This is a genomic window from Commensalibacter sp. ESL0382 (genome assembly GCF_009725775.1).
Classification (GTDB): domain Bacteria; phylum Pseudomonadota; class Alphaproteobacteria; order Acetobacterales; family Acetobacteraceae; genus Commensalibacter; species Commensalibacter melissae.
In genome coordinates this window covers 1-17215 of the sequence record NZ_WNII01000008.1, presented here as the reverse complement: position 1 = coordinate 17215, position 17215 = coordinate 1, and the positions used below count along the sequence as shown (strand labels likewise).

The window sequence follows — 17215 nt, the reverse complement described above, 5'->3', positions numbered from 1 at the left end:
CATCCTTTTCGTACAATACAGAAGAATTCAAAACTCTATAAATTTATAAATATGTTATATCTTTTAATTGATACAATAGAAGAAAATAGCTTTCATCTAAAAGCATTCAACATCCATTATATAAATCAATTTTGTAACAACTTATAAAAAAGGAATAACAATTCAGAAATTTTCATTATGGTTCGATTTCAATATTCTGAATTTTGGATTATTAACTTTTCCATATGACGAATTCTTCTGGCAGTTTAATTTTTTTAAAACTGAAAAACATAACTACTCCTTTTTTTTATATATTTAAATCCCAAAAATAATAAAAATTCATTCAAGATACAATCAATGTTATGCAATTAATAATTATTCTCAATTAATATATAAAAAATAATGCAGCTTTTTTCTTTCTCGATAATTGATCAAGCCAATTACCAAGAAAAATTAAATGCTTGAGAAATTTAAATTTTTTGCAATAAAGCCAAACTTTCAATACAGGCTGCTACAGCCTCACGACCCTTATTCTCCTTATTTTCTTCAGAACGGATTTGTGCCTGTTCCGAAGTATAAGTGGTTAAAACACCAAAACTGATAGGAACTTCTGTATGCAAACTGGCCTGCATCAATCCGATAGTTGCACCCAGACTGATAAATTCAAAATGCGCTGTATCTCCCTTAATTACACACCCCAAACATACAACACCATCATATTTACCTGACTTGGCCAGTTTTTGTGCGATTAAAGGCAATTCAAAAGCTCCAGGTGCATAATATAAATCTTCTTGATAAAAAGGAATTTGATGTTCAGACAACCATTCCTGTGCTCCTTGACACAATCCATTCGTTACTGTTTGATTAAACCGGCTAACAACTATTGCGATCCGTGGTGGCTTGGAAAATGAAAATTTCTGTATTGATTGAGGAGCTTGTTTTATCATGTAAAAACCTTTATTCACTAGTTATAAACTCTAACTGAAATTTATATTTCAGATAAATGGGTTAAAAGATGCCCCATACGATCTCGTTTTGTTTTTAAATATTGACTGTTAAAAGGATTGGCATCAATTTCCAATGAAACACGATGACGAATTTCAAAACCCTGTTTTTTCATCATTTCAACCTTGTTCTTGTTATTCGTCATTAAATTTAAAGATTTGATACCAAGTTTTCTTAAAATAGCACCAGCAACTTTCCAGTCACGCATATCAGTCAAAAAACCCAATTGATGATTCGCTTCGACCGTATCAAACCCTTTTTCCTGTAATGCGTAAGCCTCAATCTTATTAAAAAGCCCTATTCCACGGCCTTCATGACCGCATAAATATAACAGAACACCACATTCGGATTCACCAATCATTTTCAAGGCCTGATGTAATTGGGGACCGCAATCACATCGCAAAGAACCAAACACATCCCCTGTCAAACATTCTGAATGCAGACGAACCAAGGGAATTTGTTCATTGGTTTGATGAAATGGAAAGTCCCCTTTCATAACGGCCAGATGTTCATTACCCTTCAAGTCTATGAATGCCTGAACCTTAAAATCCTCTCCACCATAACAATTGGGTAAATGGGCTCTTGTTCCCGCTTTCACCAATGAAGATACAGAATCCAATTTTTTCGCGTCATACTGTTCACGCCAACGTATAATTTCAGCAATTGTAACGATTGGAATACCATATTTTTCAGCAAACTGACGAAGCTCCGGCATTCTTGCCATTGATCCATCATCTTTGACAATCTCACAAATTGCGGCAATAGGCTTCAATCCAGCGATTTTTAATAGATCAATTGAGCCTTCCGTATGTCCATTTCTGGATAAAACACCATTAGGATCGGCAATTAAGGGGAAAACATGACCGGGACAAATAATATCCTGCGCAGTGACGCAATCCCTTGCAACCACTTCAAAGGTTTTTGCACGATCCGAAGCAGAAATACCTGTTGTAATGCCCTCTTTTGCTTCTATAGAGACTGTAAAAGCTGTCTCATGTGGTGAGGTATTATGTTGAACCATTAATGGTAAACGAAGTTTCTGCGCCAGCTCACGTTGTAAAGGCATACAAAGTAAACCTTTGGCATTCGTAATCATAAAATTAACGATCTCAGGCGTTACAAATTGCCCGGCAGCAACCAGGTCACCTTCGTTTTCACGTCCCTCATCGTCAACCAACAAAACCATCTGCCCATTTTGCAAGGCAGAAACAGCATGTTTCAATTCCGCACTTAAAGTTTGATTCACTTTTGAACTTGACATAGATTTTCCACGTATTTTGAAATGATATCAACCTCGATATTGACAATGTCATCAACCTTTAACAAGCCGAGCCGTGTATGGTTCCAAGTATGCGGAATAATCATCAAATCAATCAGGAACTCATTTATTCCGTGATTTTCTTCGGCTGTTTCTTTTATCCCGTTAATAGTTAAACTGACACCATCTATGGCTATTGAACCTTTTTCCACAACATACTTACGTAATGAAGAAGGTAAAGCGACAAATAATTGATGTGCCTCACCTTTCTGTTCAATTTTGAAAATACGGCCAGTTGCATCTACATGCCCCTGAACAATGTGACCAGAAAGACGGGTGGAAGGTGTTACGGCCCGTTCCAGATTTACTTTCATATTTTCAATTAAAACATATAGATTCGTACGATCTAAAGTTTCTGAACTGATAAAAAAGGAAGCTTCATCATTCGTACCTAGTTTTGTCACCGTCAAGCATACACCATTTACGGCAACACTTTCACCAAGAATCAAATCTGGTATACCAGTTTTAATCTTAATTTCCATAGCTTGAATTTTTAAATCCTGCTTTTCATATTTAACAGCTGAAACAACACCAAGAAATTCTATGATACCAGAGAACATAATGTGCCCTCCTTTCTTTTCGAAAAGTCAACAAAATTGAAATGGGATAAAAGTAATCGCGTAGGTGAAGCAAGATGGTTAGAAATTAACTTTAACTGATCATCCCCTTTATTTTGTTTTCGAAATATAAGCCATTCATCCCAAAGTTTCTTTTGACGAATGACTTGCAATAACTGTGGCCCTCCTTCAACCATTCCCCATAATATATTATGATTATGTAATAAATATGGTAAATCATCAATTTTTGAACATGTAACAAGAGAAAAATTATTTTTTTCAGCATTTTTGATATAATTTACGGGGACAATTTCCTCTAGAGGCTTTTGCTGTTTAGTGCAAATAATCAACAAGCGTTTTCGATCCGGGTGATCAGGGACATAGCGCACGGTGAAAGAGGGATTATCCTCTTTAATTGTATTCACACCTGTTATAATCGCCTCAGTTCCACGCCGCAATTGATGAGCCTGACATAGGGATGTAAAAGAGGTGAATGTCTTTTTCCCTATTGGTGGGATCATGGAGCCTGCAACATCAAGAGCTTGTTTAACCGTTATCCAGGCTTTCCCTCTTGTCACAGATTGAATAAACGGAGCAATAAGATCCTCACATTTTTTTTGCCAGTAAAGAGATTTTTTACCGCAAAGATCTCTTAACAAAAAAACTTCTTTGCCGCCTTGTCTTAACCGTTCATTACCAGCACCACAAACATTAGGATTGGGATCAGCAACTCCCACCCATATACGACGGGCCGGAGTTCGCAATAATGATTCAGAACAAGGTGGCGTACGCCCTATATGGTTGCAGGGCTCTAACGTTACTATAACATCATGAATTTTATCCCAAACACCTGCAACACGACATTGCCGCAATGCCAACGCCTCGGCATGTAGCTTACCTGCCTCATGATGGGCTGCAGTAGCAAGGATTTTACCCTGTTGATCTAAAATTACACATCCAACAGGAGGATTAGGCGCTGTCTGCCCAACATAAAGTAAAGCTTCGCGTATAGCATATGAAAAAGCATTAGAGATTGCTTCGGGTAAATCAATTCCCTCATTCATTTTTAATTGTTCAGCCTGTGAAACCGAACCTAAGCGTGCTTGCATTTCTAGTTCCTATCTCTAGACGCACGCGGGCACTCCATAACATACCTTCTTCACGTTATTAACGAAACGTAAAAGGTAAATTATATCGTTCTTTCTCATCCGGACTGTAACCGTCGGCTTTGGAATCGCACCAAAATCTGCTTGACCCTGCATTATTACAATACAGGCGCTCACGGGCTTAAGAACATGATATTCTCTTACCGTCGGTGAGGAATTACACCTCGCCCCAAGAACGTCGTTATTTAATTATCATCCATTTACTGGACATCATTAAGATAAGCATTTTCATTCTTGTAATCAAGTTTTTTCAGGATAAACACCCATTTCCTCAATGATAAATATTTTTTGATACTTAATTTTAAACATATTGTCTTTCCGAAACCCTAGCCCATTGTTGATACTGACCGTATATCCGTTCGTATTGTTCAGATAAATGCAAATCAGGTTTATAGATCTTGGATATAGGACTGGACATATGGTGCTGAGCTTCCAAAACTGAAGAATACACCTTTGCAGCTACGGCCCCTAAAATGGCGCCCCCCAAAGCACAACACTGTTCAGAGTCTGACACTTTTATTTCACGTTTCATAATATCGGCACATGTCTGCATTATGATTGATGATTTTTTAGCAATTCCGCCAATTGCAATAATTGTGTTAATAGGTATATCCTGTTCTACAAAACATTCTATAATAGCCCTTGCACCACAGGCAGTGGAAACTATCAAGCTTCCAAAAACCGCAACTGCATCAGTGGCCAATGTTAATCCTGTAATTGTTCCTTTTAAACGCTGATTGGCATAAGGTGTTCGACGTCCATTAAACCAGTCAACTGCAATCGGTAAATATTCTAGATTCTTATTTTTATACCATTCTTCAGCTAGATTATTTAGTAAATCATGCTCAATTTCATAAAATTCTTGCAAATGTGTAAAATTATTACGTGCATAGAATTGCAAGGGCCAGCCTAAAAAACGTTGAAACCACGCAAAAATATCACCAAAAGCGGATTGTCCCGCCTCGAAACCGATATATCCCGGGACAATACTACCATTAACCTGTCCGCATATCCCCTTGATAAACCTACCTTTTACCTGCTCATTTTCAGCCGTTAACATATCACAAGTTGAAGTTCCTATGACCTTTACCAGACTATAGGGTTTAACACCCGCACCTATTGCACCGACATGGGAATCAATTGCCCCGCCTGAAACCGTCACATTTTCGTTTAAACCAAGTTTTTCCGCCCACTCCTTTGTTAACTTTCCAACAGCCATATCAGCAGTATAAGTCTCTTTAAATAACGGATAGGGTAATTCTTCAACCAGTACAGGATCTAGGTCTTTAAAAAACTCATAGGAAGGTAAACCGCCCCATTGTTCATTCCAAAGGCATTTATGACCAGCCGCACATCTGTTTCTTTTAATTATATGGGGTAAGGTTGTGCCTGTCAGCAACGCGGGAATCCAATCTGAACATTCAACCCAAGATACTGTGGCTTTTTTAACAGCCTCGTCATTTCTGAAACTATGCAAAATTTTTGACCAAAACCATTCTGATGAATAAACCCCTCCACATCCTTTTAAAAAAACAGAATATGCTGGTTTTTGACATAATCGATTAATTTCTTCCGCCTCTTCAATAGCGGTATGATCTTTCCATAAAATAAACATTGCATTTGGATTTTCTGAAAAATCAGGCCGTAACGCAAGAATTTGACCATGCCTATCTAATGGTGCAGGACTGGATCCTGTCGCATCAATTCCAATTGCAACAATATTTTTAGCAACACCACCCAATTGTTTTACGACTGAGCAAACAACCTCTGTTAATGATTCCATAAAATCCAGAGGATGTTGCCGAAATTGATTTAAAATAGGATTACAGAACAACCCCTTTTTCCAGCGTGGATAATATGTAATACTTGCTGCAAGCTCTTCACCATTTTGACAATCTACAGCCAGAGCGCGAACGGAATCGCTACCAAAATCAAGACCTATTGCAATTTTATGAGGCATATATTGTATATCCATGGAAAATAATTGGAAAACAAAACTGTTTTCATATAATCCCCCTTTACTTCATGATTATCAATTTAATTTCAAGCAATCAAAAAAAATTGATTTTTTATTATAAAAATTAAAAATATTAACTTTTTTGTATTTTTTTCTTGAAATTAAATCTAAAATCAGGCATAGAACTGCACGTGTTGATTGTATATTGCCGGATTAGCACAGTGGTAGTGCAGCGGTTTTGTAAACCGAAGGTCGGGGGTTCAAATCCCTCATCCGGCACCACAAACATAACAAAATCGATATGTGGAAATTTAATATAGTGTGATCAATTATAATTCACCTAACAATTTATTATAGAAATAAGTTATTATTTCAACGTGTAAAAAATTATTGATCAATATAAACAGCCAATAATTTTGTATATCTTTTATTCGCTACCAAATTTAATAATAATCAATAAGCATTGTATAATTGATTAATCATAATTTACAGTTATATTTACATGTTTTGTGAACATTTTATCCATTGTTCAAGACAATATTCTATCAAAAAATTATAATTTCATTTAACATGAATTAGAATTATTATTTATTCAAATAAATATATATTTATTCTTTATTATTGTCATAAAAATTAATTATTATTAAGTAATAAATATAACGATATATAAATTATTGACTATTAGTATTGATATTCACAATTAATTTTGCTAGATTGATTTAGGTAAGGTAAAAAAGGCCTTTATTTCTAAATAAAAATTATTTAAAACCTTTTGAAATTTTTAGTTAGATGTTGTGTCAATAATAAAGGAGGTAATTCTTTTTTTACCTTACCTTATTGATTATATACATTTTATATAAAAAAATCTATAAAAATCATACATAAAATAATTATTTTTAAATTATTAATCTAATAATTTCTTTTATATTATTTAATGAATATTACATATTTTATGTTTTATATTCATAGATTATTTTTGATCTATTTTAACAGTTTATGGCTTATTGAAAATGGTCATAATTCTTCAAATTACTTTACCTAAATTGATACTATAGTATTTTTTATGATACTGAGCCATTGCTACAGTAATTCCTTAATTCGAATATAAAAATACGACATATTGCCACAACAAAAAATGATTACCTATTAATATATCAGGTTTCGGTAATCCCTAACTATCTAAATTAAAATTTCCTGCAATGTATATTAATAAATATATTAAAGATTGGCGTTTAGCATTGTTTAAAAAAATATTGCAAATGTCAAAATAAGTTGCTGGTTCCATCTAACAAATACTTAATGATGGTCCATTACCCATTTGTTTTTAATAAATAAAATTACCTGAATACCCTTCAAAAACAATTACCAGTAACCTGTGATTATCAGCGCGTTATTTCTAAAGACCAAAATAATTTAAAATTGACATGACAACATAATATTTAAGGTAATTTAAACAAATACCTCTCGTTTTTTTTTGATATAAAAATTTATCTTCAGAAAAAATTAAAAAAAGCCCACCATTAAGATAAGTATAAAATTATTAAAAAAATTTAATTATGATTTTATGAAATAAAATCATAATTTATTGATTTTCTAAAAATCTGATAGAGCGACACGTTTCCATTTATTAGATTCTACACAAACATAATGATAGTTTGAATCATCTTTTATATCTCCCGCTTTACAAGGGGCGGATGATGAAGATGGTGTTGAAAGCATAACATGCAAGTTATTTGCGGTAATATTTCCAGTTGTAATAACATTGCCCACAAATTTATAGTTATTACCACCATGATGATCTGTAAAATAAAATGTATTTTTCTCTAGATGGTTACCCCATGGGTCAATATTCGCATATCTGTTGTAATAAAAATTAATATCTGGATTATCTGGATTACTATCTCCTGTATTAAAACGAATTGAACCTGTCGCAGGTAAAATCATAAAAGGCGTTTGAAGATATGATACATCTATAAATGGACTACGGATATGTGCTGTTATTTCTTTGTTACCATTTAAACCGGCAACCCCATTATTTACATTTACTTGTGACTTTAATATTGCATTATCCACAATATTGTTGACAGATTTACCATGAACTGTAAGTTCATTATTTACAATCATATTACTATTCTTATCTACAATTAAGCCTAATTTCGTCTTATCTCCATGTCCGGATCCAAGAGCAATACCACCTATATAACCCAATGGATCATAAATAACTTGTCCCAATACTGAACATTTTCCATTTTGATTACATGTGGGTGAATAATTAGATTGTAATCCATTATTAGATTTTGTCATTCCTAGATGTAGTGAATTATTAGCGGGTCCATCATTAGACATAAAGGAAAATAATTGATAAGAAGAACTACTAGTTTTTGCCTGTCCCAACGCTATCATAACCTGCTCACCATTAATTGCATTCAAAGCTTTAGAAGGCCATACCCATTTATATACTCTAAACCCACCATCTGTATCAATCGGTATCCCACCATCTTCCCATTCACCATCAATCCTCAACCCTATGGGCATTTTACTGAATCCAGCTAACCACATCATATAACTACCAGCAGTCAAACGATGATTACTGCCTCCCCATGACATTGTTAATCCATGACTATTTATTGAATAATCATGATCTGAATACATCCAAAAATCCCATTGATTATCATAAGTTCGTGTAATTGAATCAGTCTTAGAAGCATCATTAGTTTGTAACATATACGTATTAAAGTTCTTGTTACTCAGCCCTAAAAATAAAGCTGGCTGGCTATAATGATGAAAATTGGAATTATGTTTCATTTTCAATGTTCTTGGATCTGTATAGCTTATTTTATAATCCAATTGATCTCCCTTATTACTTCCAGGAACACCATCTGATCCTTCATAAATGTTTGAAAACATTTTTAAGTTTTTCCACAATCCCTTACCTCCAGCACCTGGGTAATAATAAGTTTCAACATTTAACTGAGTATAGGTATGTTTTTTATCTTCACTTATATTCCCTTTTGGAGATCCAACAGATCCGGAATAATATCCATAATAGTAATTTGGCATATCTATAGCATCATTAATTGATTTTTTATCTTCTATGACAGACATACCATTCGCAATATTCGTCCAAAGAGCCATTCTCATAGAGATCATATTCATTTCCTGTTGGGAAAGCGCTGGATAAATTTCAGTTCCATTTTTATATGGTTTTATAGCATAAGCTCTCCCATCAGCAGAGTAAATTGTTATCCTCACTTGACTTAAAGCCTTTATAGATTTTTTTAATTTATAACCTCTAGCAAGTTCAACTGATATAGTATTTTTTTCAGAATCATATGGACCAGGTAATACTTTAACAGATGATACAGTTTCACCCTTATCATTTAAAAATTCAGTCCCTGTCATTTTACAACCACTGACATCAGTTATTGCGACACCACATCCGAAAATTCCGTGAATAACGAATTTTGTGCTTCCTGCTGTTACATCAGATACTATTGTGTAATCATTTCCTTGTACAGCATAATCATGATTACCATCACCCTCTTTTACTAATTTATTACCACCTATAACATCAATAGGAGAATTATTAGAAGTACGAATATCCACATTGACACCATCAGTCAATCCTGCACCTGAACGATGCCACCCTTGTGGTCCAGACATATCCGTAAATTGATAACAGGACCCTCCCAGATCTCCTCCTGAAATATTTTGACAACTAGCTTTTAAACCAACCTTAGAATCCAGTGATTGCCCACCAAGCATTAATGTATTTCTAGCAATATTTACATTATCGAAACCTGAATATCCATCATCAACAACAACCAAAGGTGCATTATTACCATTATTATAAGGTGTCTTAGGCAAATAAGTGGCATAAAGCGCTTTATTGACTTTATCTACAGCATTTTGTACAGATTTACCATTAACTAATATTGAAGAGGCCGAAATCAGCCCTGTGGCCTCTACATTGCCTACAAATTTATAATTATTACCACCATGATGATCTGTAAAATAAAATGTATTTTCCTTTAGATGGTTACCCCATGGGTCAATATTCGCATATCTGTTGTAATAAAAATTAATATCTGTATTATCTGGATTACTATCACCTGTTAGAAAACGTATGGAACCCGTATTTGGCAATAACATAAATGGTGTATATATCGTTTGGCTATTAATATTAGCTGTTACTTCTTTATTACTGTTTGATCCCGCCACTCCATTAGCTGCATTTATTTGTGACCTAGTCACATAATCTTCCGCATAACTAAGGTTACATAAATTTATCAATGGAGATGATAATATCCCCAATGTGAATATCGTTTTAAAATTCATATTTTGTACTTTTTAAATATTAATAAATAGTTTTTTTAAATTATCAATACGAAATTTTACTTTCTATAGATCTGTAATTTCAAGAATTTTTAAATTAAGTATTTTATTAATGAAAATTATAAAATTGATAATTATAGTATAAAAATAATATCAAAAGAATTAATCACGATTTATTTTTAATATAACTTCATTATTATTATAAAGGTTGATTTTTATATAATTATTTAATTTTTTAATATCATGTATTTTTGATTATAAAAGCCTATCACTAAGATAGACTTTTATAAATATTTATTATTCAACTGTTTAATATAATTATTTAAAAATTAGATAATGCAACACGTTTCCATTTGTTTGGCGCAACGCATACATAGTGATAATTTGCATCATCTGCAAACTCTCCTGATGCACATGGAGCTGATGATGAAGATGGCGTGGACAATACACCAATAAACTTTCGTGATGAAATGGAGCCCTTTGCAGTAAATTGATCACTTTCCATACTATTTGCCTTAACAGTGCCATTAAATCTATAATTATTACCATATCTATTATTCGTGAAATAAAATGTATTGGCATCCAATAAATTGCCCAAGTCATCTCTATTACCAACATCACGATTATAAAACATATCAATCATGTTATTATTCGTATCAGGACTATTAGTTACGAAACGTAAAATATTGTTTTTATTATTAAGCTGAAGAAAATTAGTATTAATACTATTGTTATTAGATTGACCAGTTACCGATAAATTTTTATTTATAAAAACATTAGCATCCTTGTCTACAACCAATCCTAATTTAGCTTTATCTCCATAACCAGAACCTAATCCTATACCACCTATATAACCCAACGGATCAAAAAATATCTGACCTAAAACAGCACATTCTTTATTCTCGTTACAAGTTGGTGATTGATTCCAGGCTAGGTTCTGAAGGGGATCAGTAGAATTTTGCTTCGTTAAACCCAAATGCAATGAATTATTTCGCTTGTTATCTACATTACCATCATTAGACATAAATGTCATAAGTTGGTATGAAGCCTGATTGGTTTTTATTTGTCCCAAACCAGATATGCTCATAACATCATTAATATTTTGCAGATAGGGAGATGCTCCTAACATAGTCCATTTATACAAAAAGAAACCTGCATCAGTTTCAAAAGACTTACCACCATATGGCCAAATACCATCAATTTTCAACCCCAATGGCATATGATTGAATCCAGCCATACGCAACATATAGCTTCCTTGAGCCAATGGGTGTCCACCTCCGGAAAAGACCATGGTAAGTCCACGCACAGATGCTTGTCCATCATGATCTTGATTCATAGGAAAATCCCATTCATTATCAAATTCACGGGTAATTGAATCAGGACTTTTATTGAATGATTGTTGAGTGTAAAGATTAAAATTCTTTTGAACCATTCCTAAAAACAGGGCGGGTTTTTGATAACGATGATAATTACTATTATAAATATAATTTATATTATTTATTTGTTCCGGTCTTACAACTGAAGGAATATTAACTTTATCAAAACAATTTGGTCGATTACCAATATGCAATCTCTTTTGTAGTTCCTCATTATCATTTAACTGGTTTTTTGTTAAACAAGCGTAGGAAAGTTTATAATCCAACTGATCGTAAGCATTTAAGCCTGGAGATTTTATATTGGGATCATCATTAAGCGGATGCTTGTTATTCTTCCATTTTACTAAGTCACCAGCTAAACCTGGATAACTAAAAGATCTCATAAATATCTTGGTTACTTTATTTTGTCTTATGGCAAGATCTTTTTCTTCATCTGTTTTTGTTTTATCTGCTTTAATAGCGTCAATATTGGCTTGATTTAAAACAGTATCGTTAAACCCATCAGCATATCCATAATAATAACCGGGCATGTCTGTATTACCACTGTCTTCATTGGTTCCATTTTCAACACTGGCCATCCCATTGGCGATATTAGTCCATACAGCCATACGCGCGTGCGTAAGATTTCTTTCTTTTTCTGATAAAGATGGATAAATTGCCGCATATTGAGAACCATTATCATCTTCAGAAAAATCAATAGCATATGCTGTACCATCAGAAGCATAATATATAATTTCTAATTTTTTATCTGGAGTTAAAATATCCTTCAAAGCATAACCATCATTAATATTCACTTCTGTCGTATTGTTTGAAGGGTTATAAAAACCGGGGGTAACTTTTACAGAATTAGATATTTTCCCTGCATTGTTTACAAAATTGATACCCCTCAATTCACAACGTGATCTGCTTTCACCCAACCCACATCCAAAGGTTCCTTTGATAACAAATTTTGTTGCACCAGCCGGAACATTCGATATTACCGAATATTCATTACCTTTAACAATATATGAACCATCGCTATTTTTAACCAATATATTCCCGCCTATTGAATCCATAGGAGAATTATCCATTGTTCGCATATCCATATTAATACCATCAGTCACTCCAGAACCGCTACGATGGTATGCTTGTGGACCGCTCATATTTGTAAATTGATAGCAAGACCCACCTTGATCTCCTTGTCCGGTATTTTGGCAGGTAGCTTTTATTCCAACTACAGAATTGCGACTACGCCCTCCAACCATTAACGTATTGGGTTTAATATTTCCCCAATCATACCCTGGTTGACTCAAAAATATTAAATTGGCATTATTCCTATCATCATTATACGGATCGACTGGTTCAATCCCCCCTGGAATGGGTTTATTTAATACATGTCCATTAATCTCAATACCACCAACTTTAACCGTTCCATTGAATCGGTAATTATTACCATATTTATTATTCGTGAAATAAAATGTATTCCCATCTAATGGATTACCAAAATCATCCTTATTATTACCATCCTTATTATAAAACATATCAATCTCATTATTATTAGTATCAGGACTGTTGGTAATAAAACGCAAACGATCACCATGTCTTGGGAGTTCAAAATGTCCACTGTTGAACGATGAAGCCTTGACTGTCCCGTTAAATCGGTAATTATTGCCATATTTATTATTCGTGAAATAAAATGTATTCCCCTCTAATGGATTACCAAAATCATCCTTATTATTACCATCCCAATTATAAAACATATCAATCTCATTATTATTAGTATCAGGACTGTTGGTAATAAAACGTAAACGATCATTTTTTTTATTTAACTGAATAAAATTACTATTTATTGAATTATTATTTATTCTATCATTATTTATATTGGCTGTTACTTCTCCATTCTTGTTTAAACCAGCCACTCCATTGGCTACATTTATTTGAGATTTAGCCACATAATCTTCTGCATATGTAATATGAGAAAAATTTATAATAGGGGAAGATACAACTCCCAGCATTAAAAGAAATTTTAAATTCATTTTTTTTGACTTTATAATATATTAATAAATAATTTTTTGTGATGTTATTATTTTGTAATGTTTAAAATTTTACATAAAATAAATGCTAGAAATTAAATAATTTCAAACATTTACTGTAAAATCTCTACACATTTAATATATTATTATTTAAGAATGATACATTCAATATTAATTTTAATTTAGAAATAATTTTGAAAAAATTAATAAATTTTTTTATTTTTTACGCAAAGTTCTTATAATAACATATATCATCCGTATAATCATACTTAATGGAATAGATATAGCTATTACAGGAATAACCCATGGATCATGTAATCTAATCCATTCAACATTATTTTGCCACCACCATTTAATTAATTCATAAATTGTATTCATAAATATGCTCTACTCCTGACAATATACGTGCCAGAGCGTAAAGGTTAATCAAAGCAAATATTCCCCAAGCAAATAAACAAGGTTGATGCAAAAAAAGCTGCAGTGGCCCGACCCAACAGGCTTTCATATAATAAAGCTGCAAATTGAGCAAATCCTATAAAAATAAATAAACTATACCAAACTTGGTTGGATATAATTTTTAAATAACCCTGGATAAAATGGATGAAGAATTTCACTTTTCGGTATTATAATCACATAAATACCGGCACTTAAAAGTAAGATCGCACACCACCATTCTGCAAACCAATGTTCATGATGATAAAGAGATCTATATAATTTTCTTTTCATCATTTTTTCTTGATATTTGCGTGTTTTTTTTAGGAAATTTAAAAGATGCCAGAAAATTGATAAATGACCATAATTTATGTAATCTATTCTTGTTATCTGGTTCTTTCCAAAATCTAGTAACCAATGTACATAACGTTACACTAAACATAAGTAACACTATCAAGTCGGAAGTTACATTGCCCGGTAAAATATCCAAGAAATATTGTAATGCTTGTGATAAAAAATCGGTTGCAACCATTTGTTCAAACTTTGAAAATTTGATAATCACCTTTTCAGGTGATTGTTGAATAAAATTAAGTTTTCAACTTGCTTCTAACATTCCTTGCTGACATAAAGCTCCAACATATAACAAAGGATCTAACTATTAATTTAAAAAGATTATCAACATTCAGAAATTTCGAATTAGAATTGATAAAAAACAATTTAACATTATAAAGATCTTATCTGGCAAATAACCTGAAATTCTATCGAGGATAAAGTGCAAGTTATTCAAATTGACATATAATATTTTACTAATCTTTTTGTTTTTAAATTGTTACTAATTGTTTTTATCACCCAATACATAATAATATAAAAGATTTATAATTTTATATTAAATTCAATGTAGTTCTAACTTTATTTAATCCTAAAGGAAACGGTGAAAATTCCTGAATTTGTGAAGACCAATAACCTAACAATTTTATTCTGTCCCCCTTTTTTACAATTCTTTTCAATTGACCTTTAATATTATTAATCGCAATAACGGGTTGTGGTTCAATAACTATCTCCTTAAAATTTATCATATCATCAATAACATTTATCGAACCTTGATAGAAAAATGAAATGGAAGGATTTATTAATTTTCCACCTTTTAAGTCTAAACTCGCTACTGATTTTTTACTGCCACCTATTGTAATATAAAAAATCTTACTATTATCACTTTTACCTTGCGTTATTTTTTTCACGTTGCTGTCATAATAGATTATATCACGATCAAATAACGAAATTGGAAATTTGGTTTCATTTATATCATAAAAACAATCATTTTCAGAAATTAAATATATATTATAATAAACATCTCCTGAAGAGATATAATAATTATCACTTGATTGACTCATTGTATCATTATATAGACTGTATCCATATATTTCAGAATTTTTTATTCCGCAATTTTTTTCCAGATACAATCCCGTGCTATTATTTTCTTCATATTGATAAGTTCTAAAAATAATTATATTATCTAAAACTGCTCCGTTTTTTAATGTTATCTCATTCCAATTGACTAAATTTAAGGGTTCATTTCCTCTGTATATCTCATCACCATTATCTACACGATAAACATTAACCAAGACAGGACATCCTTCTTTATCAAGAACAATATTTTCAGAGCTATCTTTTACTTCCTCAATATCTATTACTAAATTGTTGTTGGTTGAGTCTCCTAAATACATCAATGTTTTATTAGAAATAAATCTTTGTTTACTATGTTCCTTAACCCATGAAATTATTTCATCTGTATCCATTGCATTATTATATAAAAATTTACTTTTATCTTTAAATAACCAGTAAGATGGATGAGATACTGGACTATCTTCTGACAATAATGGAACAATTGGACAAATAAATTCAGCGTTATTGTAACCTTTTAATCCTATAGGATACCCATCAGTTCCAAACCAAAAAGAATTATCTCCCGAGGAATAATCCTTTGCGCTTGTACACGTTTTGCTTGTTAAACAAAATTTAGCTTTCACTTCTCCCACAACTATCAAGGTATCTTTTAAAGATATTGCATTATTATACAATTCAACCATACTACTTGAATACGTGTTATGATATGATTTTCCCCTTGATATCACATTTCTATAAAATATATTTGAATATGAAATTTTTGCATTTTCCTCAATGACCAAAACATATGGATCTTGTCTTTCATTATTTACATTCGTTAATAAACTGATCCCTGACACTTCGGTACCGGATGATATTGTCACATCTACATCAATTAAAACTACTGGCCCTGCATAAGCTTCCACAATTTCTTCTGTAAAAACGTAATCATTAGGATTAATAGCTTTTTTTAAATACTTATTAGAAATTGTATCAAACCAGGCAATTTTACCTTTATTGATACCTTGCTTAATTTTAACAGTCTTCCAATTACCTGAATCTATAATTGGATATTCACGTTTAAGAAAAAAGGATTTTAAATCTGTTTTATTATCCACCTTTATTTGATTATCTTTTGTTTCTTCAGAAACTAAGTCTAAATTTTCTTTAAGAGGTTTAATGTAAGAAGATATTTCCTGCTGATCAACCACTTCTATAATTTCATTAACTTTATTCAGCTCATTGTTGATTGCCATATCAATGTTAAAAAAATTTTCCGCTTCTACTATAGGAACGTATTTTTTTCCTGACATATCACCAAAAGCAATATCATAATTAATATCCAAAATCCCGTCTTCAGGAACGACCCATTCACCAGTTTCTTTATCGAAACACTTAATTCCGTTTCCATCAATTCTACTATTTTTATCAAAAAGAGGTGTCCAATTATCAATTACTTTCTCACGATCAGATCCAATTGCAATACATTTAACGTCTAAATCATTATTTTCTTTTTTTTCTTGATAAATATTTGTAAATGTTGAAAAGGATACATTATTTAAAACTTTATCGACGACTTTACCCAAAGAGGCATCCTGATGGGATGGAGTTGGGACTTTTATGGTATAATCCAACATTTCAGCAGATAATTTACCCGCGCCATCTGTTCCGACCTTTCCGCCATCTGACTGAATT

General features: G+C 32.3%; 9 protein-coding genes, 1 tRNA gene and 1 riboswitch. Of the genes, 1 reads left to right on the top strand and 9 read right to left on the bottom strand.

The genetic code is table 11. From position 1 onward, the window contains the following. Positions 1-449 precede the first annotated feature (449 nt). From ribH to GM552_RS02170, 5 genes are all read right to left on the bottom strand, one after another. Positions 450-926 carry a 6,7-dimethyl-8-ribityllumazine synthase gene (gene ribH, locus GM552_RS02190; RefSeq protein ID WP_155565079.1) on the bottom strand — a complete coding sequence of 159 codons (477 nt, stop codon included), beginning with the start codon at positions 924-926 and terminating at the stop codon, positions 450-452. 41 nt (positions 927-967) lie between these two features. Further along, complete coding sequence (gene ribB, locus GM552_RS02185) at positions 968-2245, bottom strand: 3,4-dihydroxy-2-butanone-4-phosphate synthase (RefSeq protein WP_155565078.1); 1278 nt, start codon at positions 2243-2245, stop codon at positions 968-970. Continuing rightward, on the bottom strand, positions 2227-2862 hold the full coding sequence (locus GM552_RS02180) for a riboflavin synthase (RefSeq protein WP_110438635.1): 636 nt from the start codon (positions 2860-2862) through the stop codon (positions 2227-2229). Before GM552_RS02180 ends, ribB begins: the two co-directional genes overlap by 19 nt. Then, entirely contained in the window at positions 2844-3968 is a 1125-nt protein-coding gene (gene ribD, locus GM552_RS02175; RefSeq protein ID WP_230882729.1) for a bifunctional diaminohydroxyphosphoribosylaminopyrimidine deaminase/5-amino-6-(5-phosphoribosylamino)uracil reductase RibD, read from the bottom strand. Before ribD ends, GM552_RS02180 begins: the two co-directional genes overlap by 19 nt. Before the next feature lie 83 nt (positions 3969-4051). After that, a riboswitch (FMN riboswitch) is annotated at positions 4052-4206 on the bottom strand. A gap of 120 nt (positions 4207-4326) precedes the next feature. Next, the gene (locus tag GM552_RS02170; RefSeq protein ID WP_155565077.1) at positions 4327-5985 is read right to left on the bottom strand and encodes a ribulokinase; all 1659 of its coding nucleotides are present in this window, start codon (positions 5983-5985) and stop codon (positions 4327-4329) included. Between the two features lie 204 nt (positions 5986-6189). On the opposite strand from GM552_RS02170, the gene GM552_RS02165 reads away from it, so the two are divergent. Beyond that, positions 6190-6264: transfer RNA gene (locus GM552_RS02165), tRNA-Thr, on the top strand. Between the two features lie 1311 nt (positions 6265-7575). Here GM552_RS02165 and GM552_RS02160 read toward each other — a convergent pair. The 4 genes from GM552_RS02160 to GM552_RS08860 all read right to left on the bottom strand — a co-directional run. Further along, a complete protein-coding gene (locus GM552_RS02160) occupies positions 7576-10320 on the bottom strand; it encodes a hypothetical protein (RefSeq protein WP_196424837.1) in 2745 nt (914 codons plus the stop codon). A 319-nt stretch (positions 10321-10639) separates the two neighbouring features. Next, positions 10640-13708, bottom strand: coding sequence for a hypothetical protein (locus tag GM552_RS02155; protein WP_155565075.1), 3069 nt, complete (start codon positions 13706-13708; stop codon positions 10640-10642). A gap of 358 nt (positions 13709-14066) precedes the next feature. Continuing rightward, complete coding sequence (locus tag GM552_RS08920) at positions 14067-14225, bottom strand: hypothetical protein (RefSeq protein WP_230882728.1); 159 nt, start codon at positions 14223-14225, stop codon at positions 14067-14069. Positions 14226-15018: 793 nt separating this feature from the next. Continuing rightward, a partial coding sequence (locus GM552_RS08860; protein ID WP_196424836.1) for a hypothetical protein occupies positions 15019-17215 on the bottom strand: 2197 nt, incomplete at its 5' end.

What these genes read in the sequence shown, in the direction of transcription:
- ribB (WP_155565078.1), bottom strand. Translation starts at nt 2,245, where the DNA reads ATGTCAAGTTCAAAAGTGAATCAAACTTTAAGTGCGGAATTGAAACAT.
- ribH (WP_155565079.1), bottom strand. Translation starts at nt 926, where the DNA reads ATGATAAAACAAGCTCCTCAATCAATACAGAAATTTTCATTTTCCAAG.
- GM552_RS02170 (WP_155565077.1), bottom strand. Translation starts at nt 5,985, where the DNA reads ATGCCTCATAAAATTGCAATAGGTCTTGATTTTGGTAGCGATTCCGTT.
- GM552_RS02160 (WP_196424837.1), bottom strand. Translation starts at nt 10,320, where the DNA reads ATGAATTTTAAAACGATATTCACATTGGGGATATTATCATCTCCATTG.
- GM552_RS02180 (WP_110438635.1), bottom strand. Translation starts at nt 2,862, where the DNA reads ATGTTCTCTGGTATCATAGAATTTCTTGGTGTTGTTTCAGCTGTTAAA.
- GM552_RS02155 (WP_155565075.1), bottom strand. Translation starts at nt 13,708, where the DNA reads ATGAATTTAAAATTTCTTTTAATGCTGGGAGTTGTATCTTCCCCTATT.
- ribD (WP_230882729.1), bottom strand. Translation starts at nt 3,968, where the DNA reads ATGCAAGCACGCTTAGGTTCGGTTTCACAGGCTGAACAATTAAAAATG.